The sequence below is a fragment of the Rhizobium sp. J15 genome, from assembly GCF_002531825.1.
Taxonomy (GTDB): Bacteria; Pseudomonadota; Alphaproteobacteria; order Rhizobiales; family Rhizobiaceae; genus Rhizobium.
This window is the reverse complement of the sequence record NZ_NWSX01000038.1, coordinates 1-18,450: the sequence shown is the minus strand read 5'-3', so window position 1 is coordinate 18,450 and position 18,450 is coordinate 1. Positions and strand designations below refer to the sequence as shown.

18 protein-coding genes and 1 pseudogene are annotated in these 18,450 nt (G+C 60.3%); 14 read left to right on the top strand and 5 right to left on the bottom strand.

Annotated elements, in window-relative coordinates; translation table 11 throughout:
- The first annotated feature begins 7 nt into the window (after positions 1–7).
- From CO670_RS24875 to CO670_RS24860, 4 genes and pseudogenes are all read left to right on the top strand, one after another.
- Positions 8–1,474, top strand: coding sequence for an FGGY-family carbohydrate kinase (locus tag CO670_RS24875; RefSeq protein WP_097592697.1), 1,467 nt, complete (start codon positions 8–10; stop codon positions 1,472–1,474).
- Between the two features lie 21 nt (positions 1,475–1,495).
- On the top strand, positions 1,496–2,446 hold the full coding sequence (locus CO670_RS24870; RefSeq protein ID WP_097592696.1) for a sugar-binding transcriptional regulator: 951 nt from the start codon (positions 1,496–1,498) through the stop codon (positions 2,444–2,446).
- A 109-nt stretch (positions 2,447–2,555) separates the two neighbouring features.
- Positions 2,556–3,872 (top strand): J domain-containing protein, encoded by a 1,317-nt coding sequence (locus CO670_RS24865; protein ID WP_097592695.1) that lies wholly within the window; start codon positions 2,556–2,558, stop codon positions 3,870–3,872.
- 73 nt (positions 3,873–3,945) lie between these two features.
- A pseudogene (locus tag CO670_RS24860) lies at positions 3,946–4,202 on the top strand (SAM-dependent methyltransferase); the annotation flags it as partial.
- Between the two features lie 201 nt (positions 4,203–4,403).
- On the opposite strand, the gene moaA reads toward CO670_RS24860, so the two are convergent.
- The gene (gene moaA, locus CO670_RS24855; protein WP_097592694.1) at positions 4,404–5,450 is read right to left on the bottom strand and encodes a GTP 3',8-cyclase MoaA; all 1,047 of its coding nucleotides are present in this window, start codon (positions 5,448–5,450) and stop codon (positions 4,404–4,406) included.
- A gap of 136 nt (positions 5,451–5,586) precedes the next feature.
- On the opposite strand from moaA, the gene CO670_RS24850 reads away from it, so the two are divergent.
- Positions 5,587–5,961: a DUF971 domain-containing protein gene (locus tag CO670_RS24850; RefSeq protein ID WP_097592736.1), complete on the top strand. Its 375-nt coding sequence runs from the start codon at positions 5,587–5,589 to the stop codon at positions 5,959–5,961.
- A gap of 29 nt (positions 5,962–5,990) precedes the next feature.
- Positions 5,991–7,181 (top strand): low temperature requirement protein A, encoded by a 1,191-nt coding sequence (locus CO670_RS24845; protein WP_097592693.1) that lies wholly within the window; start codon positions 5,991–5,993, stop codon positions 7,179–7,181.
- Positions 7,182–7,184: 3 nt separating this feature from the next.
- Here the strand turns inward: CO670_RS24845 and CO670_RS24840 are convergent, their stop codons facing one another.
- Complete coding sequence (locus CO670_RS24840; protein ID WP_088676138.1) at positions 7,185–7,652, bottom strand: MarR family transcriptional regulator; 468 nt, start codon at positions 7,650–7,652, stop codon at positions 7,185–7,187.
- 46 nt (positions 7,653–7,698) lie between these two features.
- On the opposite strand from CO670_RS24840, the gene CO670_RS24835 reads away from it, so the two are divergent.
- Positions 7,699–8,673 carry an alpha/beta fold hydrolase gene (locus tag CO670_RS24835; protein ID WP_097592692.1) on the top strand — a complete coding sequence of 325 codons (975 nt, stop codon included), beginning with the start codon at positions 7,699–7,701 and terminating at the stop codon, positions 8,671–8,673.
- Positions 8,674–8,709: 36 nt separating this feature from the next.
- Complete coding sequence (locus CO670_RS24830) at positions 8,710–9,321, top strand: pyridoxamine 5'-phosphate oxidase family protein (protein WP_097592691.1); 612 nt, start codon at positions 8,710–8,712, stop codon at positions 9,319–9,321.
- A 25-nt stretch (positions 9,322–9,346) separates the two neighbouring features.
- On the opposite strand, the gene CO670_RS24825 is transcribed toward CO670_RS24830, so the two are convergent.
- A complete protein-coding gene (locus tag CO670_RS24825) occupies positions 9,347–10,414 on the bottom strand; it encodes a GGDEF domain-containing protein (protein WP_097592690.1) in 1,068 nt (355 codons plus the stop codon).
- Positions 10,415–10,763: 349 nt separating this feature from the next.
- Between CO670_RS24825 and CO670_RS24820 the strand changes: the two genes are divergently transcribed.
- The 3 genes from CO670_RS24820 to CO670_RS24810 all read left to right on the top strand — a co-directional run bounded on the left by CO670_RS24820 (position 10,764) and on the right by CO670_RS24810 (position 11,637).
- Positions 10,764–10,964: a hypothetical protein gene (locus CO670_RS24820; protein ID WP_097592689.1), complete on the top strand. Its 201-nt coding sequence runs from the start codon at positions 10,764–10,766 to the stop codon at positions 10,962–10,964.
- Positions 10,965–11,062: 98 nt separating this feature from the next.
- Complete coding sequence (locus tag CO670_RS24815; RefSeq protein WP_097592688.1) at positions 11,063–11,323, top strand: ribbon-helix-helix protein, CopG family; 261 nt, start codon at positions 11,063–11,065, stop codon at positions 11,321–11,323.
- Positions 11,320–11,637, top strand: coding sequence for a type II toxin-antitoxin system RelE/ParE family toxin (locus CO670_RS24810; RefSeq protein WP_097592687.1), 318 nt, complete (start codon positions 11,320–11,322; stop codon positions 11,635–11,637). The genes CO670_RS24815 and CO670_RS24810 overlap by 4 nt, the downstream gene beginning before the upstream one ends.
- 67 nt (positions 11,638–11,704) lie before the next feature.
- On the opposite strand, the gene CO670_RS24805 is transcribed toward CO670_RS24810, so the two are convergent.
- Positions 11,705–13,312, bottom strand: coding sequence for a fumarate hydratase (locus CO670_RS24805; RefSeq protein ID WP_097592686.1), 1,608 nt, complete (start codon positions 13,310–13,312; stop codon positions 11,705–11,707).
- 256 nt (positions 13,313–13,568) lie between these two features.
- Between CO670_RS24805 and CO670_RS24800 the strand changes: the two genes are divergently transcribed.
- Positions 13,569–14,396, top strand: coding sequence for a VCBS domain-containing protein (locus tag CO670_RS24800; protein ID WP_097592685.1), 828 nt, complete (start codon positions 13,569–13,571; stop codon positions 14,394–14,396).
- Between the two features lie 196 nt (positions 14,397–14,592).
- Here CO670_RS24800 and fumC read toward each other — a convergent pair whose 3' ends face one another.
- Entirely contained in the window at positions 14,593–15,984 is a 1,392-nt protein-coding gene (gene fumC / locus CO670_RS24795) for a class II fumarate hydratase (protein ID WP_097592684.1), read from the bottom strand.
- Between fumC and CO670_RS32665 the strand changes: the two genes are divergently transcribed.
- Both CO670_RS32665 and CO670_RS24790 read left to right on the top strand, forming a co-directional pair.
- Complete coding sequence (locus CO670_RS32665; protein ID WP_141502375.1) at positions 15,983–16,312, top strand: hypothetical protein; 330 nt, start codon at positions 15,983–15,985, stop codon at positions 16,310–16,312. The two genes, fumC and CO670_RS32665, sit on opposite strands and share 2 nt — an antisense overlap.
- A gap of 92 nt (positions 16,313–16,404) precedes the next feature.
- Positions 16,405–18,318, top strand: a complete 1,914-nt coding sequence (locus CO670_RS24790) for a murein L,D-transpeptidase (RefSeq protein WP_097592683.1) — start codon at positions 16,405–16,407, stop codon at positions 18,316–18,318.
- Positions 18,319–18,450: the final 132 nt, after the last annotated feature.

Below are 18,450 nucleotides of genomic sequence, written 5' to 3'. Positions count from 1 at the left end.
GGATAGAATGCGGGCAATTCTGGCAATCGACCAGGGCACGACCAATTCAAAGGCCGTTCTCGTTTCCGAGACGGGAGAAATTATCGGCAGAGGTTCGTCTCCTGTCGGCATCTCCTATCCGAGGGAGGGCTGGGTCGAACAAGATCCGCGCCGGCTCTACGCATCGGTCTGCGAAGCGATCGATGCCTGCCTGAAGGCCGGCCCGGACGTGACTGTCGAGGCCATTGCCATTTCCAATCAGCGCGAGTCCGTCACCGCCTGGGACGCCGAAACAGGAGACGCGCTCGGACCGGTGGTCAGCTGGCAGTGCCGTCGAACGGCACGGGATTGTGAACGTCTCATTGCCGAAGGCCGCCTCGACCGTGTGCAGGCGCTGACCGGCCTGCCGCTGGATCCGATGTTTCCGGGTTCGAAATTCCGATGGCTGCTCGACCGGATTCCGGCCGGGCGATCGGTGCGGCTGGGAACGGTCGACAGTTGGCTCATTCACTGCCTGACGGGCGGGCGCCGGCATGTCTGCGACGCTTCGAATGCCGCCAGGAGCCAGTTGTTCGATCTCAGCGAACAGAGATGGAGCGAGGAACTGGGCGAGATTTTCGGCGTCGATATCGCGCTCCTGCCGGAGGTGCTCGACAGCTCTGCCGATTTCGGCAGGACGCATGGATTGCCAGGGGTGCCGGACGGCACGCCAATCATGGCCGCGATCGGAGACAGCCACGCAGCCTTGTTCGGCCATGGCGCATTCAAGCCGGGCGACGGCAAGGTGACTTTCGGAACCGGCTCTTCGGTCATGACGACGCTGCCGCAATTCATCGCCCCGCGCAATGGCATTACAACCACCGTCGCATGGCGCATCGCGGGAAAGCCGACCTTCGCCTTCGAGGGCAATATCCTCGTTTGCGCCGCCAGCCTTCCCTGGATGGCTGACATTCTCGGGCTGGCTGACGTGGCTGCCCTTGTCGAACTTGCGGCGAGCGCCGGGCCGGGCGCGCCTGGCTTCGTGCCGGCGTTCGTGGGGCTCGGTGCGCCTTACTGGAATTCTGACGCCCGTGCCTTGTTCTCCCAGATCAACTTCAATACGACACGCGCGCAGATGGCGCGGTCGGTAACCGATTCCATCGCCTTCCAGGTGCATGATGTGATCGCGGCCATGCGGGCGCAAAGCGGCGGCGAACTCGGGGCGCTCTATGTGGATGGGGGGCCGAGCCAGAACCGCTTCCTGATGCAATGCGTCTCGAATCTCATCGAACACCCCGTAATCCAATGCGAAGCGCCCGAGGCGTCGGCTCTCGGCGCTGCTTATCTGGCGGGGCTCTCCCTCGGCTTGTGGAATGATCTCCATGTCGTCTCGGAGCTGCCACGAAACAACCAGACTATCGAGCCGCAGGCCGTGGACCGAGAGGCCCTTCTGGCGACCTGGAATGATGCGCTTGCCCGCTCGACGTCCCGCGAAACACAGGCTAAAGGTGAATAAAAATTCACTTCGGGATCAGCGATGACTCGCCTCAACGAACTCCGCCTCATTTCAAGGGTCGCCCAGATGTACCACATCGAGGGGCGGCGGCAGGCGGAGATCGCACAACACCTTCGCCTGTCGCAGGCGACGGTGTCGCGCATGCTCAAGCGCGCCGAGGCGGAAGATATCGTGCGAACCAGCGTGATCCCACCCGTCGGCACCTACAGCGAGCTCGAGGGCGCGCTTCGCGCGAAATACGATCTGCCGGAGGCGATCGTCGTGGAGTGCACCGAAGACCGGGACGGGGCCATCATGGCCCGGATCGGCGAGGCGGCGGCGCATCTCCTGGAGGTGACGCTTGCGCCGGGTGAGATCATCGGCGTTTCGAGCTGGAGCCAGACCATTTTCAAGATGGTCGAGAACATTCATCCGCAGAAGAGCGCTCAGGCGAAATACGTCGTCCAGACCCTCGGAGGCATGGGCGATCCTTCCGTGCAGACGCATGCGACGCAGCTGACCACGCGGCTTGCCCGGCTGACCGGCGCCGAGCCGAAACTGCTCCCCGTGCAGGGCGTGACGACATCGAGAGAGGCAAAGCTTCTGATGCAGGCCGATCCGTTCGTCCGCGAGACGATGGACCTGTTCGGCAGCATAACGCTGGCAATCGTCGGAATCGGAGCCGTCGAACCGTCCGAGCTTCTCGCACGCTCCGGCAATATCTTTTCGTCTCGCGAACTCTCCGACCTCGCCGAAGCGGGCGCCGTCGGCGATATCTCGCTGCGTTTCTTCGATAAGAGCGGCAAGCCGGTCAAGACGCCCCTTGATGATCGGGTTATAGGGCTTCCACTCGAGGAGTTGGAACGGGTGGACCGGGTCATTGCTCTGGCGGGTGGTGCCAAAAAGACCGACGCCATTGCAGGTGCGCTCCGCGTAGGGGTCATTGATATGCTTGTTACGGACAAGTTTACCGCGCAGCGATTGATCGACTGACGATACGGGCGCAAGCCCAATCTTCTCTGTGTGATCCCTCTTGAAAATATCCCAGCCGTATGTTCTCGGTGGGTTAGGCACCGGTCGGGAAGCCACTCAAGAGGATGATATGAAGGACATGGATCCTCAAGGCTTGTACGAGGCTTTGGGTGTGCAGCCGTCGGCAACGGCTAAGGAGATTAAAAGCGCATTCTGGCGACTTGCCCAGCAAACGCATCAAGATATGTCTGGCGCAAAATCGGCCTCAAAATTCCACGAGGTTTCCAAGGCGTACGACGTTTTAAACGATTTCGTTCGACGCGCTGAATATGACGGCTTGCAATATCAAAAGGCTGTACCGGAGCCTGAGCTTCAGTATGAAGTGATCAACCCGATATCGTGTTCGCGCTGCGGATCGGTCACTCCTCAGCCGCGTTATGTCGCCTTCTCTCGGGTCTACAGTTTCCTTTTTTGGACAACCTGCTCTCCTTCGGAAGGAATATTCTGCGCGAGCTGTGCGCGCAGGGAAGGATTGAAGTCCTCATTCATAACGATGCTTGCTGGGTGGTGGGCTGCTCCATGGGGTATCCCATATTCTGTTGTTTCGATCGTGCGGAATGGGTTTGGTGGTAAACGAGATCGGAAATTGGATGAGGAAATGCTTTGGCACAACGCCGTGGCATTCCTGACGCGCGGAAATTTCCTATTGTCCTATGCTCTCGCGGTTCCTTCAAAGAGGGCGCGCGATAAAGGCATAGTCGAATGCGCGGCAATATTAATTGAACGGTTGGAGGAGAAGGGCATCGGTCGTTATCGGCCCCACCTGAAAGACCCTTGGCGCCTGTCCGTCGGCACGGTTTCGACGCATCTATTCATGGCTTTTTCAGTGCCCGGGATTATCGTGGCATTTTTCGTGGCGGATTCAATGAGCCGGCGCGCTTCGTTTGAATCATATTCTTTGCCTCAAACCGCGTTGCTAGAACGTGCCCCCTCAGTGGTAACTCCATATGTGCCGAACTGTACCATCCCAGTGCAGAATGGGAAGATTTTAGGAGGACGTCTCTGGACATCCGAGGTTGGTCACGAGTTGGAGATATACAATGGGAGCAAAGTGGATGCGATTATCAAGCTGAGAGACGCAGTTTCGGGTGTCTTGGTGAGTGCCTTCTTCGTCGCCCGCGGCCAGACGGCGCAACTGAGTGGTATTCCGGATGGCCAATACAAAGTGCAGTATGCTTTCGGTACCCAACTCGCCCTTGGTTGCCAAGGCTTCGCTGACACTATCGGCGCCGGCGAAATGCCTTCAGCGAAATTTTTGGTTACCGACATCAGCGGAACACAGCCCGCCACCACTAAGCTCGTCTATCGGATTGCGAAGACCCCTGCCACAGGGGACAGAGAGATTAGCCCGCTCACCATATCTCCTGAAGAATTTAGTCGCCCTTGAAGGGGAATTTTGCCTTATTATTTCCAGGAAAATGCGGCTCTAAGTCTCCATTGAAACCCAGTTCAGCCGTCGCAAGCCGCCGGCGAACTACATGTCGCCGGAAATGATGATGCGGCATCAGAGCATGCCGCTCTCGCGCGCATTTCGGCAAGGAAATGCTAGCGGAAGCGGTCGTCAATCTCCTCAGCAAGGCGGGCTTTATGGACATCGTGGTCGACCACAAGCTCGGCGATATTCAATGGGCGGCAGGCGCGCAAAATGCCGGTTCTGAGAGGGCTGGAGCGGATGGTGAAGGAGTGGTTTGCGATTTGTGCGCGTAAGCCTGGGTGATGTGACGCATTCTATGGATGTCACGGAGGCGACGACCGGTCCTGTGGTGGCGTTCCATAAGCTGTACGCGGAAAATCAGCACCGCGCATTACCCACTCTCCCTGATTTCTGCGACGAGCACAGGAACGAGGGTGGGTAGTAGGCGTTCTCCTCAACTTGACGCCGGCATTCGCTCTCTAAGGCAGAAATCTACCGCAAACATCACCCACCCGTGACACTCATATGCCGGGCCACCGCCGGGCGATTATGCGTGCGGTCGATGATGAAGTCGTGGCCTTTCGGCTTGCGGGTGATGGCTTCGTCGATGGCGGTGTGGAGGAGGGCGTCGTCTTCGGTGGCGCGCAGTGCGGCTCTTAGATCGGCGGCGTCGTTCTGGCCGAGGCACATATAAAGCGTGCCGGTGCAGGTGAGGCGGACGCGGTTGCAGCTTTCGCAGAAATTATGGGTCAGCGGCGTGATGAAGCCGAGGCGGCCGTCGGTTTCTTCGACCCTGACATACCGCGCCGGGCCGCCGGTCTGGTAGTCGATCTCGGTTAGCGTGAACTGACGTTCGAGATCGGCGCGCAGCTCTGAGAGCGGCAGGTATTGGTCGGTGCGATCCTCTTCGATCTCGCCCATCGGCATGGTTTCGATGACGGTGAGGTCCATGCCGCGGCCGTGGGCGAAGCGGACCATCTCCGGCATTTCCACGTCGTTGAAGCCTTTGAGCGCCACGGCATTAAGCTTGATCCTGATGCCGGCCTTCTGGGCGGCGTCGATGCCTTCCATGACCTTGGCAAAATCGCCCCAGCGGGTGACCTTGCGGAACTTGTCGGGATCGAGCGTATCGAGCGAGACGTTGATACGGCGCACGCCGCAATCGTAAAGCTCCTCGGCATGGCGGGCGAGCTGCGAGCCGTTGGTCGTCAGCGTCAGCTCGTCGAGGCCGGAGCCGATCCGCTGGCCGAGTTGGCGCACCAAATACATGATGTTCTTGCGCACCAGGGGCTCGCCGCCGGTCAGCCTGATCTTCTTCACGCCCTTTTCGATGAAGGCGGAACAGAGACGGTCGAGCTCTTCGAGCGTCAGCAGATCCTTCTTCGGCAGGAAGGTCATGTTCTCCGCCATGCAATAGGTGCAGCGGAAATCGCAGCGGTCGGTGACGGAGACGCGGAGATAGGTGACTGCCCGGCCGAAAGGGTCGATCATCGGGTGGGCATCCGCCGTGAGCGGCGATGCATTGCCTATGGTTTCGACTCTGGTGTTCACCTGTATCTCCGTACTCTTCCCAATGTGGGCATATGCTATTGTCGCGTCAAGGGAAACAGCCGATGCGAAGAGGCCAATTTCAGCTTGCGCTGAAAAAGATCAACGCCTACTCCTCGCATGAGAAGAGGACGAAATGATGAGCGATATCTGGCCGAGCGAACTTCGCGTTTCGAAAGACCGGCAGCGGCTGGTGGTGACCTTCAACGACGGCCAGAGCTTCGATCTGTCGGCCGAGCTTCTGCGCGTGCTGTCGCCCTCGGCGGAGGTGCAGGGGCACGGGCCGGGGCAGAAAGTGACGGTGCCGGGCAAGCGCAACGTCGCGATCGTTTCGATGACGCCGACCGGTAATTACGCCGTCAGAATCGGCTTCGACGACATGCATGATACCGGCATCTACACCTGGACCTATCTGCGCGAACTCGGCGAGCGCGGCGCGGAGCTGTTTTCGGCCTATGAGGACGAGCTCAGGGAAAAGGGCATGAACCGCGACATGGCGGAAAAGCCACGCTGAATTTCACATAACCGGCCATCGGGGGACACATGGCGAAAGCGACTAGAAAGAACTGGCTGCGCGCCAAGGGAAGCGCGGCCGGCAGCAAGGTGACCTTCCTCGAACTGTTCTTCGACCTGGTCTTCGTCTTTTCGATCTCGCAGCTTTCGCATGGGCTTGCCGCTCATTACACGCCACTCGGCGCGGCCGAAGCGGCGCTGATGACTTTCGCCGTCTGGTGGGTGTGGATCTTCACCACCTGGGTGACGAACTGGCTCGATCCGGACAAGATGCCGGTGCGCGGCATGCTGGTCATGCTGATGATGCTGGGGCTGGTGCTTTCCGCCTCCATCCCCGAGGCCTTCGGCGACAAGGGGCTGCTCTTTGCCGGCGCCTATGTGGCGATGCAGGTCGGCCGTTCGCTGTTTGCGACCTATGCGATGACGCGCGTCGATCGCGCCAACACGCTGAATTTCGTGCGCATCACAAGCTGGCTCGCAGTGGCCGCGATCTTCTGGATTGCCGGCGGGCTGTTGGAGCACGAAGCCCGGCTGATCGCCTGGATGATCGCGCTGGCGATCGAATATGCCGGGCCGGCCGCGGGTTTTGCGGTGCCGGGGCTCGGCCGCTCGACGCCGAGCGATTGGGACGTTTCCGGGGCGCATATGGCCGAGCGCTGCGCGCTCTTCGTCATCATCTGCCTCGGCGAAGCGATCCTCGTTTCCGGCCGCACCTTTGCCGAGTTGCCGATCTCGGGGCTGACGAGCCTTATCTTCGTGACCGCCTTCATCGGCACGGTCGCCATGTGGTGGCTCTATTTCCGCTTCGGCCATGAGCGCGCCGCCCATCGCATCGAGCACGAGGAAACGCCGGGCAGGCTGGCGCGGCTCGCTTTCACCTATGGGCATATTCCGATTCTCGCCGGCATCATCGTGCATGCGGTAGCCGTGGAGTTCATGTTCTCGCACCCGCACGAGACCGGCGATCTCGGCGTCGCCGCGGCGGTGCTGGGCGGCTCCGGCCTGTTCCTGATCGGCAATCTCTGGTTCAAGGGCGCGACCAGCGGGCGGATGCCGCTGTCGCATCTTGCCGGCCTCGTGGTGGTGATCCTGCTTGCCTTCGTGGCGCCCTTCATCGAGCTCTATCTGCTGGGCATTCTGGCGACGCTGGTGCTGATTGTCGTCGCCGCCTGGGAATATCGCTCGCTGAGCGGCACATCGCCGGCGCCAACGCTGCATTGACCATCAATCTTCGTCGCTGAGATCCTTGAGCAGCACGGTGATGATGCGCTCCATCGAGGTGGCGGTCGCCATGCATTGCTCGATCGGCTCGTCGGAAAGTGTGCGTTCGATGAGGTCGGTCTGGATCGCCATGGCCGCCTCGGTCAGCCTGCGCCCTTCTCCGGTGAGGTGTAGGCGGAGCACACGCTTGTCGCGCGCGTCGCCGCGCCGTTCGATCAGCCCGCGTTTTTCCATCTGCGGCAGGAGCATGCTCATATTGGAGCGGCCGACCAGCAGCTTGCGCGCCAGCTCCTGCTGCGAAATGCCTTCGAAGCGATAGAGATTGACCAGAATATCGAGATGCGGCGGCTTGATGTCGAGATCGGCAAGCGAGCGCGCCAGGGACTGCTGCATGAGCTGGCAGGCGCGAGCCACCGCGATCCAGCTGCGAAAACGCGGATGATCCCAGGGTAGGGATTGATTTTTGTTCATCGTTGTACTTTATTGTTCAGTGTTGAACATGTTTTGGATTCCCACTATGGCAAATTTCGCGCTCAAGGTCATCCGCCTGGGGTTCTCAGGCCTGCAGGCGGTTTCTCCGACGCTGGCGGGCAGGGCGGCGTTCCAACTGTTCTGCCGCACGCCATCGCCACGGCCGAAAGGCGGGAAGGCGAAGGCGGCGCATGCTGCGGGCGCGGCGCGGCTTGCAGGCGGCGAGCGCTTTATGCTGAAGCTTTCCGGCGGCGCCAAGGCACATGCCTACCGGCTGAACGGCGGGGCGCTCGGCAAACGCAAGCGCTATCTCGTTACGCATGGCTGGGGCTCGAGCGCCGTCTACATGGCCGATCTCGTTTCGATGCTGGCGGCAACGGGCGCCGAAGTTGTGGCGCTCGATTTTCCCGGTCACGGGCGCGCGGGCGGGCGCTTCCTGCACATGGGGCTTGCGGTCGAGGCGATCGCGGCGGCAGGGGAGAGGTTCGGCGCCTTCGACGCGGCGATCGGCCATTCCTTTGGCGGCGCAGCGCTGATGGTTTCGGCGGCCGGCCTGCTTTCCGATGTCGCGCCCGTCACCGGTGAGCGGCTGGTGCTGATCGGCGCGCCGAGCGAGATGGCCTGGCTCTTCACCGATTTCGGCCGGTTGATCGAGCTTCGCCCTGCTGCGCAGGCGGCGCTGGAGAATGAGGTTCATCGTATCACCGGACGGCGACTCGAGGATTTCGACGCCGGCAATACGGCGGGGACGATCGCGCGGCCCGTGCTCGTGATCCACGCAGAGGATGACAAGGAGGTGTCGGCGGCTCATGCCAGGCGTTATGGTGCGGCCGCCGGGAATGTACGGCTGTTCTGGGCGAACGGCTTCGGGCATCGGCGCATCGTCGGCGCGGCGCCCGTCCTCGGTGCGGTTGCGGCCTTCCTCGAAGGTGACGCGCAGGAGGAGAGCAGCGAAAGCATCAAAAAAGATGCGGAGATCATTCCGTTTTTTGAGCTTCCGGTGCGGCGCGCGGCATTGTAGCGTCCGCGCGGATATCAAGCCGCGGCGGGACGCCTCATGAAAATCATCAGCAGCATCGAAGAGCTCAACACGATCTACGGCGCGGGCCTATCGCAGGCCTCGGTCGACAAGGTGACCAAGCGGCTGACGCCGCTCTATCGCGAGATGATCGAGATCTCGCCCTTTGCCGCACTTGCCACCGTCGGGCCGGAAGGGCTCGATTGTTCGCCGCGCGGCGATCTCGGCGGCGTGGTGCGCGTCATCGACGACGAGACGCTGCATCTGCCGGACTGGCGCGGCAACAACCGCGTCGATTCGCTCTCCAATATCGTGCGCGATCCCCGGCTTGCGCTGATGTTCCTGATTCCCGGCTCGAACACGACGATGCGCGTCAACGGCCGTGGCGTCGTTTCCAATGACGAAGCGCTGCTTTCGAGTTTCGAGATGGACGGCAAACATCCGCGCACCGTCATCGTCATTGCGATCGACGAGGTCTATTTCCAGTGCGCCCGCGCCGTGATGCGGGCGGAACTTTGGAATGCCGCGCATTTCGCCGATCCGGCAGGCCTGCCGACGCCGGGGCAGATGCTGAAGGGCGCGGTCAGCGATTTCGATCAGGAAGCCTACGACCGGGAATGGCCCGGCCGCGCGGCGAAGACGATGTGGTGAAGCAGCCACCAAGCGGTGATAGCCGTCAGGCCTTGTAGATCAGCCAGCTTTTGGTGAAATCCTTCTGCATGCCATCCTCATAAAGGATGGTGCAGTTGCGGCCGGCATTCTTGGCGCCGTAGAGCGCGATGTCGGTCTTGCTGTAGAGTTCGCCGGCATCCTCGGCGTTGGAGGCCATGCAGACGCCGATCGAGACGGTGACCGGCCCGTAATTTACCCGCGTTCGGGAATTCTTGAAGGGGGTCGTTTCCAGCGTGCGGCGGATGCGCTCGGCAATCGCGATCACTTCCTCGGTCGTATTGCCCTCGATGATCAGCGCGAATTCCTCGCCGCCGGCGCGGGCGACGAAAACATCGCGCCGGACATTGCTGCGGATGACGGAGGCGACGGTGGCAAGGATCTTGTCGCCGACCGGATGACCGTAGGTGTCGTTGATTTTCTTGAAATTATCGATGTCGGCCAGCAGCAGGGCGGTGACCGGCCGCATGCCGGGATTGTTGAAGACGGCGGCGAGGCGGTCGTCGAAAGCGCGGCGATTGGAAAGGCGTGTCAGCGAATCGGTGTTGGCGATGCGCTTATATTCGTCGAGCTCCTTGCGGACCTGATCCATCTCCTGCGACCGCTGGACGACATCCTCGACGGTGCGTTCGCCATGCGCCATCGTGTCGCCGGTCGCCTGGCTCAGGAGTTCGATGGCGCTTTCGATCAGTTCGACGCTGGCATTGCTCTTGGAGGTGATGCGCTTATGGGTTTCGCCGAGCAGCCTCGTATAGCTTTCGAGCGAGCTTCGCTCCTGTCTCAGGATCCGCAGGAGGCCGTCGAGTTCGCCCGAGATGCGCGTATGGGCGTCGTCGAAGACGCGGGCAGGGCTGTTGGTGAAATACTGCGCGCCGAGCGCATCGAGTTCGGCCTGGGTCGCCTGGCTGCCGAGGGCTGCAAGCTCTCGGGTGAGCGCCGGATTGGAGCCGATATAGGCCTCATAGAAGAGTTCGTAATTGCGGGGTATCGGCGCGACGCCCATCGAGCGCATGGCATAGGTGATCTGACCCGCTACGTCGGGAACCTGCACCTTGGGCGCGACAGCCGTGTTCATCCGGCGAACTCCTCATGTATTCGAAGGCAATATTTTATTTGGTAGCTTAAATTTCTTGGGAAAAGATTAAAGCGACATATACCAAAGATTACATATGACAACTTCGCAGTGGGGCAATACTTCAAGCAGGCCTATGATTTTGCACCAGAAAACGTATCTTCGACGGGCAATCCATACCCGCTTGGCGGGTAGGGTGTTTAAAAAACTTACAGTTATTCTCTGGTCCGCGGATCGTATTCATCTTGTCGACAGCTAGTTTTGGTTGCGCTCCTATTTCAGCGCAGGTCTTTCGGAACGATATTTTCCAGCAGAAAATCCGGCTGCTGCCAGCAAACCCGGGCATGAGATCATGAAAAGGTCTCGTCCCGTTTCTGTTGTCATACTCGCGTTCACCGTCATCGCCGGCGGTGCCTTGCTGCTGAAGCATACCGGTATCTTCGCCGGGGCTTTTCGAACGGAGATCCTGGCGAGGGTGGATGATCGGGATGTCGTGCGTGCTGCGAATATCACGGATGGGGCGGCATTAAGCAGCCCGCCGCCATTGCGTTGAGGCGGGCAAGTAGGATGCCTGTGGGGCGGCTTGCCTGAATGAGTTTGACGGTTCCGGGTGGAAGAGATAGCATTGTATTACAAACGAGGCCAAAAACCATGTCGGACCGTGAATTATCAGACCCGATCTCGATGCGATTGCCTATGGACGTGCTGTCCGAGATCGAAGAGATCGCAGAAATCTGCGAGCGCAGCAGAAGCTGGGTTTTCGTGCGTGCGCTGAAATCATATCTGGCAGCGGAAGGCCGGGAAATAATCGAGGTGGCGAGAGCTCGCCGGGATATAGACGCGGGGCTGGGACACGATCTTGACGACGTCATCGACGAAGTCGACGCGATCGTCAAAGGTGCGGCTGCGTGAAAGTCATTCTTTCACCCGATGCCACGGAATATGTAAAGTCTGAAGCGAGATATCTGAAATCCAGGAATCTGAGAGCCGCGCAGGCGTTCATCGATGATCTCAAGCGGCTGCGACAGCAGCTCGGACGTTTCCCTGAAATGGGCCGGCTTGCCGAAGAAATTCCCATTCCAGGCGTCTTACGGTTCGTCATGGGCTCATATCTTGTCGATTACGAAGTTCGGGAAGATGCCGTCATGATCTTTGCGATTCGCCATGGTCGTGAGCGACCACCTGGCGTCGCTGTGGATGGCGATTTTGACTTTGAAGATCTTTGACGGCGCTCCTTTTTCGTAAGCCGATGAAATCGATTTGCCCGCCGGCAGGCTATTACGCCTGCCGAAATCAACCCAAATTCAGTTCCTGGAAGAAATCATTGCCCTTGTCGTCGATGACGATGAAGGCGGGGAAGTTTTCGACTTCGATCTTCCAGACGGCTTCCATGCCGAGTTCGGGATATTCGAACACCTCGACTTTACGGATGCAGTCCTGAGCGAGGCGGGCGGCCGGCCCGCCGATCGAACCGAGATAGAAGCCGCCATGCTTCTTGCAGGCCTCGCGCACGGCGCGCGAGCGGTTGCCCTTGGCGAGCATCACCATCGAGCCGCCGAAGGACTGGAACTGGTCGACGTAGCTGTCCATGCGGCCGGCCGTCGTCGGGCCAAAGGAGCCGGAGGCATAGCCGGCCGGCGTCTTGGCGGGGCCGGCGTAGTAGACAGGATGGTTTTTCAGGTAATCGGGCATGCCTTCGCCCTTTTCCAGCCGTTCGCGGATCTTGGCGTGGGCGAGATCGCGCGCGACGATGATGGTGCCGGTCAGCGACAGGCGTGTCTTGACGGGATGCTTCGACAGTTCGGCGAGGATCGTGGTCATCGGCTGGTTGAGATCGATGCGCACGACGGATTCGGAAAGCTTCGCCTCGTCAATCTCGGGCATGTATTTCGACGGATCGGTTTCGAGCTGCTCGACGAAGATGCCGTCGCGGGTGATCTTGCCCTTGGCCTGGCGGTCGGCGGAACAGGAGACGCCGAGGCCGATCGGCAGGGAGGCGCCGTGGCGGGGCAGGCGGATCACACGCACATCATGACAGAAATACTTGCCGCCGAACTGGGCGCCGACACCCATCTGCTGCGTCAGCTTGTGGATTTCCTTTTCCATCTCGATGTCGCGGAAGGCGTGGCCGCTCTCGGAGCCTTCGGTCGGCAGTTCGTCGAGATAGCGGGTCGAGGCGAGCTTGACCGTTTTCAGGTTCATCTCGGCGGAAGTGCCGCCGATGACGATCGCCAGATGGTAGGGGGGACAGGCAGCCGTCCCTAGCGTAAGGATCTTCTCCTTAAGGAAGTCGATCATCCGGTCATGGGTCAAAAGCGAGGGCGTGCCCTGGTAGAGAAAGGTCTTGTTGGCGGAGCCGCCACCCTTGGCGACGAAGAGGAAATCGTAGGAATCCGTGCCTTCCTCATAGATATCGATTTGCGCCGGCAGGTTGTTCTTGGTGTTCTTCTCCTCGAACATCTTTATCGGCGCGAGCTGCGAATAGCGCAGATTCTTCTTTTCATAGGCGTCGAGGACGCCCCGGGAAAGCGCTGCCGTGTCCCCGCCCTCGGTCCAGACCCTGCGGCCCTTCTTGCCCATGATGATCGCCGTGCCGGTGTCCTGGCACATGGGCAACACGCCGCCGGCGGCGATATTGGCGTTCTTCAGGAGATCGTAGGCGACGAAGCGGTCGTTGTCGGTGGCTTCGGGGTCGTCGAGGATCGAGGCGAGCTGTTTAAGGTGGCCGGGCCGCAGCAGGTGGTTGATGTCGGCAAAGGCGGTTTCGGCAAGCAGGCGCATGCCTTCCGGCTCGACGGTCAGGATCTCCTGGCCCTTGAAAGTGTCGACAGAGACGTAGTCGCTGCTGATCTTGCGATAGAGGGTGGCATCCTTGCCGAGGGGGAAGAGATCGTCAGCCATCGAAGTGACCTTTCTGGTGGGCGTGCGTCGCTAGATTGGAACCGGTCTAAATCCGCTGCCGGGTAAAAGCAATCAGGATGCGGACGGACTCTGTGGTGGAACCATGTCCTGTCGTGCTCTGCGGTCGGCACGCCACACGCGACAGGCGAGTGAAGAAAAACGAAATCGACATTTGTCGCCAAGATGACGACTTCAGGTTGCCTTCCGTTCGAGGCCGGTTCATATTTCCGCCAGCGTTAACCTGCCGGGGCTTCCAATGACAAATGCAAAGCCAACTGCTGTCGACGACCTTCTCGTTTTTTTCGAAAATGATTGGATCCGCGGAGATCTGCTGCGCCTCGCCAGCGATCCCGAGGGAGCGCAGATGTATGCCCGCTTCGTCAACGGCGTGCGCATCGACGCCAAACATGGGCCTGACCACGAAACGATCATTGAGGGCAAATACGGAACCTTCAAGGTGAAACCTGACGGCCATTTCACATATGAGCTGGATTACACGCTCGACGTGGTGAAGAATTTAGGAAAGTACGATCAGCTCATCGAGACGCTGAGCTACAAGATGTCCGATGGCTCAGGGGGCACGGATCTCGGCGTACTGACGCTCGCGATCGATGGCGTCAACGAAGGCGAAAAATACCACGAGATCCTGGATTTCGACGACATGGGCGTCACGTCGAGGGCGGATAATTTCCTCCTTCCCGACTATCGGGGCTTTGCGCTCTCCGTGAACGGCAGTCAGGAACTGACGCTTCTGAACGGTATCGTCTACGATACCATCCCGGGCGTCGACGCCATCACCGAGGACGGCTTCAGCGATACAGTCCTATCCCCGGGTTCGGCGCCCGTGACTTTGAAAATGGTCGATGGCGGGGAGTTCACCTTTCAGGGCGTCTCGATCGCCGAACTGTCGGCATCACCATTTCACCTGACGCTCACCGCCTTGAACGACGGGCAGATCGTCTATCAGCAGGAGCTCGAGGTTACCGGTCCCAATCTTGAGGTCAGCATCGAAGACATCGACGAAATCCGTTTCGATTTCATGGGTAATGCGGTGGTGATGGACAATTTTTCGCTGTTGGTTTGACGTTTGCCGGGCTGTAGGGTGCGCCGACCGGTGGTGGCAGGCGGATGCGGGTTTGTCCGCGCGCCCAAGTCCTTGGGCGCGAAGTCTCTTTTCCCTGAAATATTGATTCATTCACGGCGCGGACGCGCCGTGGCTGGATTCCTGTGACAGGCACAGGAATGAGGTAGGAGAGGTGGGCGGGCCACCTCAACCAATCCTATTTCGGACCGATCATCGTTTCCGGGCGGACGATCGCGTCGTAATCCTCCGCGGAGACGAGGCCGCTGGCTAGCGCCTCTTCCTTCAGCGTCGTGCCGTTCTTGTGCGCGGTCTTGGCGATCTTGGCGGCTGCGTCGTAGCCGATCTTCGGGGCGAGCGCGGTGACCAGCATCAGCGAGCGTTCGAGGCCGGCCTTGATGTTGTCTTCGCGCGCCTCGATGCCGACGACGCAATTGTCGGTGAAGGAGACGGCGGCGTCGGCGAGCAGCTGCACCGATTGCAGGAAATTATAGGCCATCATCGGATTATAGACATTGAGCTCGAAATGGCCCTGGCTGTCGGCGAAGGTCAGTGCCGCGTGATTGCCGAAGATGTGGATGCAGACTTGTGTCAGCGCCTCGCACTGGGTCGGATTGACCTTGCCGGGCATGATCGAGGAGCCGGGCTCGTTTTCCGGCAGGGCCAGTTCGCCGAGGCCGGCGCGCGGGCCGGAGCCGAGCAGACGGATGTCGTTGGCGATCTTGAAGAGGGCGGCAGCGGCGGCATTGATAGCGCCGTGGGAAAAGACCATGCTGTCATGCGAGGCAAGCGCTTCGAATTTGTTCGGCGCGGTGACGAACGGCATGTCCGTGATGGCGGCGATCTCTTCTGCCACCTTCTCAGCAAAGCCCACCGGCGCATTGAGGCCGGTGCCGACGGCAGTGCCGCCCTGAGCGAGTTCGCAAAGGCCGGGCAGGGTCATTTCGATGCGCTTGATGGCGGAGCCGACCTGGGCAGCGTAACCGGAGAACTCCTGGCCGAGGGTCAGCGGCGTTGCGTCCTGGGTGTGAGTGCGGCCGATCTTGATGATGTGGCTGAACTCGGTGACCTTCATGTCGAGGGCGGCATGCAGGTGCTTCAGGGCCGGCAGCAGGTGATGGGCGATCCGTTCGGCGCAGGCGATGTGCATGGCCGTCGGATAGGTGTCGTTCGACGACTGGCTCATATTAACGTGATCGTTGGGGTGCACGGGCTTCTTGGAACCCATGACGCCACCAAGCATTTCTATGGCACGATTGGAGATCACTTCGTTGGCATTCATGTTGGACTGCGTGCCGGACCCGGTCTGCCAGACGACCAGCGGAAAATGGTCGTCGAGCTTGCCGTCGATCACTTCCTGGGCGGCGTCAACGATGGCTTTGCCGAGGGCGGGATCGAGCTGGCCGAGCGACATGTTGGCGCGGGCGGCGGCCTGCTTGACGATGCCGAGCGCCCGCACGATCGACAGCGGCTGCTTTTCCCAGCCGATCTTGAAATTGCCGAGCGAACGCTCGGCCTGGGCGCCCCAATATCGGTCGGCGGCGACGTCGATGGGGCCAAAAGTATCGGTTTCCGTGCGGGTTGCGGTCATGGGCCTTGCCTTCCCTTTACATGCTGTTTTCTGGCATATTCCAAAGATGTGGTCTTATAGGTTGGAAACCGGGACAAGAAAACCGGATAGCGCGCGAAATATTGAATATTGCACTCATGTTTGGCGCAGCCAGACGGCGTGCTTTTTCGGCCACTTTGGAAATTTTATGCGTCAGCACGTTTTTGCCGCACTGGTCCGGCGACGAAAATTCGGTAAAAAATTAACTAATAATTTCATAATTTTGTGTGAACTGCTGCGCGGCGCCGTGCAGGATTCTTCTCACATGAAATTGAGTCCGCCGGCGCTGGCGGCGGAGGCGAATTTCTGATGAAGGAACCGACGCTGCGTGAGTTTCGCGGGATTTGAGCTTGAGCTTTGCGCTCGTGACAAGAACAGCATGACACCGGGACTGGAAGATATATGACGTTCGTTTTGAAAGGCGCGGTATCCGCATTGGCAATTTCCTGCGGAGTGGCGGTAATGAGTGCCGCTCCCGCGCATGCCTATACGCTGATGGATATGCTGCGCGGCGACAGGCAGCGGACCCAGAGCACCATCTTCATGGACCAGATGCCGCCCGGGCGCGTGGCGCCGCGCGGCGCAACCGGCGGATCGCTGGGCGGGCTCGATCCGGAAGCGCCGCTGCCGAAGGTGAGCGGTCCGCGCTATTACACCTACAAGACCGAAACGCTGCAATTCGTCGATACCAGCAAGTTCGCCGATCCGATCGTCACCGGCGCGGTTGCCGAGGTTTCGCCGGGCGGCGATTCCGGCGCCGAACCGGTGGTGCAGCGTCGCTTCCTGGCGCAGGCGAAGGTCCGCGCCAATGCCGACGTCGCCAAGGCGCTCGAAGCCTATTATGGCGACAATCGCAATCCACTCGTCTGGGTCGACGGCAACCAGATCAACGAGCGCGCCAAGTCGGCGATGGCGACGCTTGCCGATGCGTCCTCGGTCGGGCTCGATTCGGCCGATTATGCCGTTCAGGCGCCCGAGATCGATCCGGCAAATCCCGATCCCGCGGTACGCGACCGGGCGCTGACGCAATTCGAACTCGATCTCTCGGCCAAGGTGCTGGCCTTCGTGCAGGATACGGTGCGCGGCCGCATCGATCCGAACAAGATCTCCGGCTATCACGATTTTCAGCGCAAGGTCGTCAATCTGACGCCGGTGCTGAAACTTGCCCGCATGAGCCCCGATGTCGGCGCTTACATCGCCAGCCGCTCGCCCGACAGCCCGCAGTTCCTGGCGCTGAAGACCGAGCTTGCCAAGCTTCGGGCCGCCGATGGCGGCAGCGAGGAGCAGATCGTCATTTCGCTCAGCGGACTGCTTCGGCCGGGCGACAGCTCTCCGGAGATCGCCAATATCGTCAAGGCGCTGCAGAAGCATGGTTCCGAGACGCTGAAGACCGATCATGCGACGACGCTTGCGGCCTACACCGGCAGCAGCGACTATTCTCCCGATATCGTCTCGCTGGTCGAGGACTTCCAGAAGGAGCGCGGCCTGAAGCCGGACGGCGTCATCGGCCAGGCGACGGTGCGCGCCATGACCGGCGGCGACACCAATGCCTCGAAGATCGACAAGCTCGTCGTTGCCATGGAGCAGGCGCGCTGGCTGCCGGAGGATCTCGGTTCCCGTTACGTCATGATCAACCAGCCCGCCTACATGGCCTACTACCACAATGACGGCAAGGAACAGCTGTCGATGCGCGTGGTGGTCGGCGGCAAGAACAATCAGACCTATTTCTTCAACGACGAGATCGAGACGGTGGAGTTCAACCCCTTCTGGGGCGTGCCGCAGTCGATCATCATCAATGAGATGCTGCCGAAGCTGCGTTCAGACCCGAACTATCTCGACCAGCTCGGCTATGAGGTCGAAGTGAACGGTCACGCCGTCGCCTCGTCCAGCGTCGACTGGTACGGCTCGACTCAGAACGTTTCGGTGCGCCAGCCGCCAAGCAGCGACAATGCGCTTGGCGAACTGAAGATCCTGTTCCCGAACAGCCATGCGATCTACATGCATGACACGCCTTCGAAGAGCTTCTTCAAGCGTGACATGCGGGCTCTCAGCCACGGCTGCGTGCGCCTTGCCGATCCGCGCGCCATGGCGGCCGCCGTGCTCGGTACGACTGTCCAGGACGTCGCAAAGCAGATTGCTACCGGCCAGAACCATGCGGTGAGAGTGCCGCAGAAGATCCCGGTTTACGTTTCCTATTTTACCGCCTGGCCGAACAAGGACGGCGTGGTGGAATATTTCGACGACGTCTACGGCCGCGACGCCTATGTCGACAAGGCTTTCGACGCGACGACGAAGGCGCGTGGGGCGCAGATCTGACGCCTGATTTTGTGATGGGTTTGATGGGCGGGCGGTCTTTGGGCCGCCCGTTTTGTTTTTGAGACGTCTGCGTGCGGGAAATAAGGGGAGAGGGCGTGCCGTGTGGCCCCCTTGCATGTTCAATTTGCGCTG

What these genes read in the sequence shown, in the direction of transcription:
- CO670_RS24825 (WP_097592690.1), bottom strand. Translation starts at nt 10,414, where the DNA reads ATGAACACGGCTGTCGCGCCCAAGGTGCAGGTTCCCGACGTAGCGGGT.
- CO670_RS24875 (WP_097592697.1), top strand. Translation starts at nt 8, where the DNA reads ATGCGGGCAATTCTGGCAATCGACCAGGGCACGACCAATTCAAAGGCC.
- CO670_RS24805 (WP_097592686.1), bottom strand. Translation starts at nt 13,312, where the DNA reads ATGGCTGACGATCTCTTCCCCCTCGGCAAGGATGCCACCCTCTATCGC.
- CO670_RS24800 (WP_097592685.1), top strand. Translation starts at nt 13,569, where the DNA reads ATGACAAATGCAAAGCCAACTGCTGTCGACGACCTTCTCGTTTTTTTC.
- CO670_RS24815 (WP_097592688.1), top strand. Translation starts at nt 11,063, where the DNA reads ATGTCGGACCGTGAATTATCAGACCCGATCTCGATGCGATTGCCTATG.
- CO670_RS24840 (WP_088676138.1), bottom strand. Translation starts at nt 7,652, where the DNA reads ATGAACAAAAATCAATCCCTACCCTGGGATCATCCGCGTTTTCGCAGC.
- CO670_RS24850 (WP_097592736.1), top strand. Translation starts at nt 5,587, where the DNA reads ATGAGCGATATCTGGCCGAGCGAACTTCGCGTTTCGAAAGACCGGCAG.
- fumC (WP_097592684.1), bottom strand. Translation starts at nt 15,984, where the DNA reads ATGACCGCAACCCGCACGGAAACCGATACTTTTGGCCCCATCGACGTC.
- CO670_RS24845 (WP_097592693.1), top strand. Translation starts at nt 5,991, where the DNA reads ATGGCGAAAGCGACTAGAAAGAACTGGCTGCGCGCCAAGGGAAGCGCG.
- CO670_RS24820 (WP_097592689.1), top strand. Translation starts at nt 10,764, where the DNA reads ATGAAAAGGTCTCGTCCCGTTTCTGTTGTCATACTCGCGTTCACCGTC.
- CO670_RS32665 (WP_141502375.1), top strand. Translation starts at nt 15,983, where the DNA reads ATGGGCCTTGCCTTCCCTTTACATGCTGTTTTCTGGCATATTCCAAAG.
- CO670_RS24830 (WP_097592691.1), top strand. Translation starts at nt 8,710, where the DNA reads ATGAAAATCATCAGCAGCATCGAAGAGCTCAACACGATCTACGGCGCG.
- CO670_RS24835 (WP_097592692.1), top strand. Translation starts at nt 7,699, where the DNA reads ATGGCAAATTTCGCGCTCAAGGTCATCCGCCTGGGGTTCTCAGGCCTG.
- CO670_RS24865 (WP_097592695.1), top strand. Translation starts at nt 2,556, where the DNA reads ATGAAGGACATGGATCCTCAAGGCTTGTACGAGGCTTTGGGTGTGCAG.
- CO670_RS24870 (WP_097592696.1), top strand. Translation starts at nt 1,496, where the DNA reads ATGACTCGCCTCAACGAACTCCGCCTCATTTCAAGGGTCGCCCAGATG.
- CO670_RS24790 (WP_097592683.1), top strand. Translation starts at nt 16,405, where the DNA reads ATGACGTTCGTTTTGAAAGGCGCGGTATCCGCATTGGCAATTTCCTGC.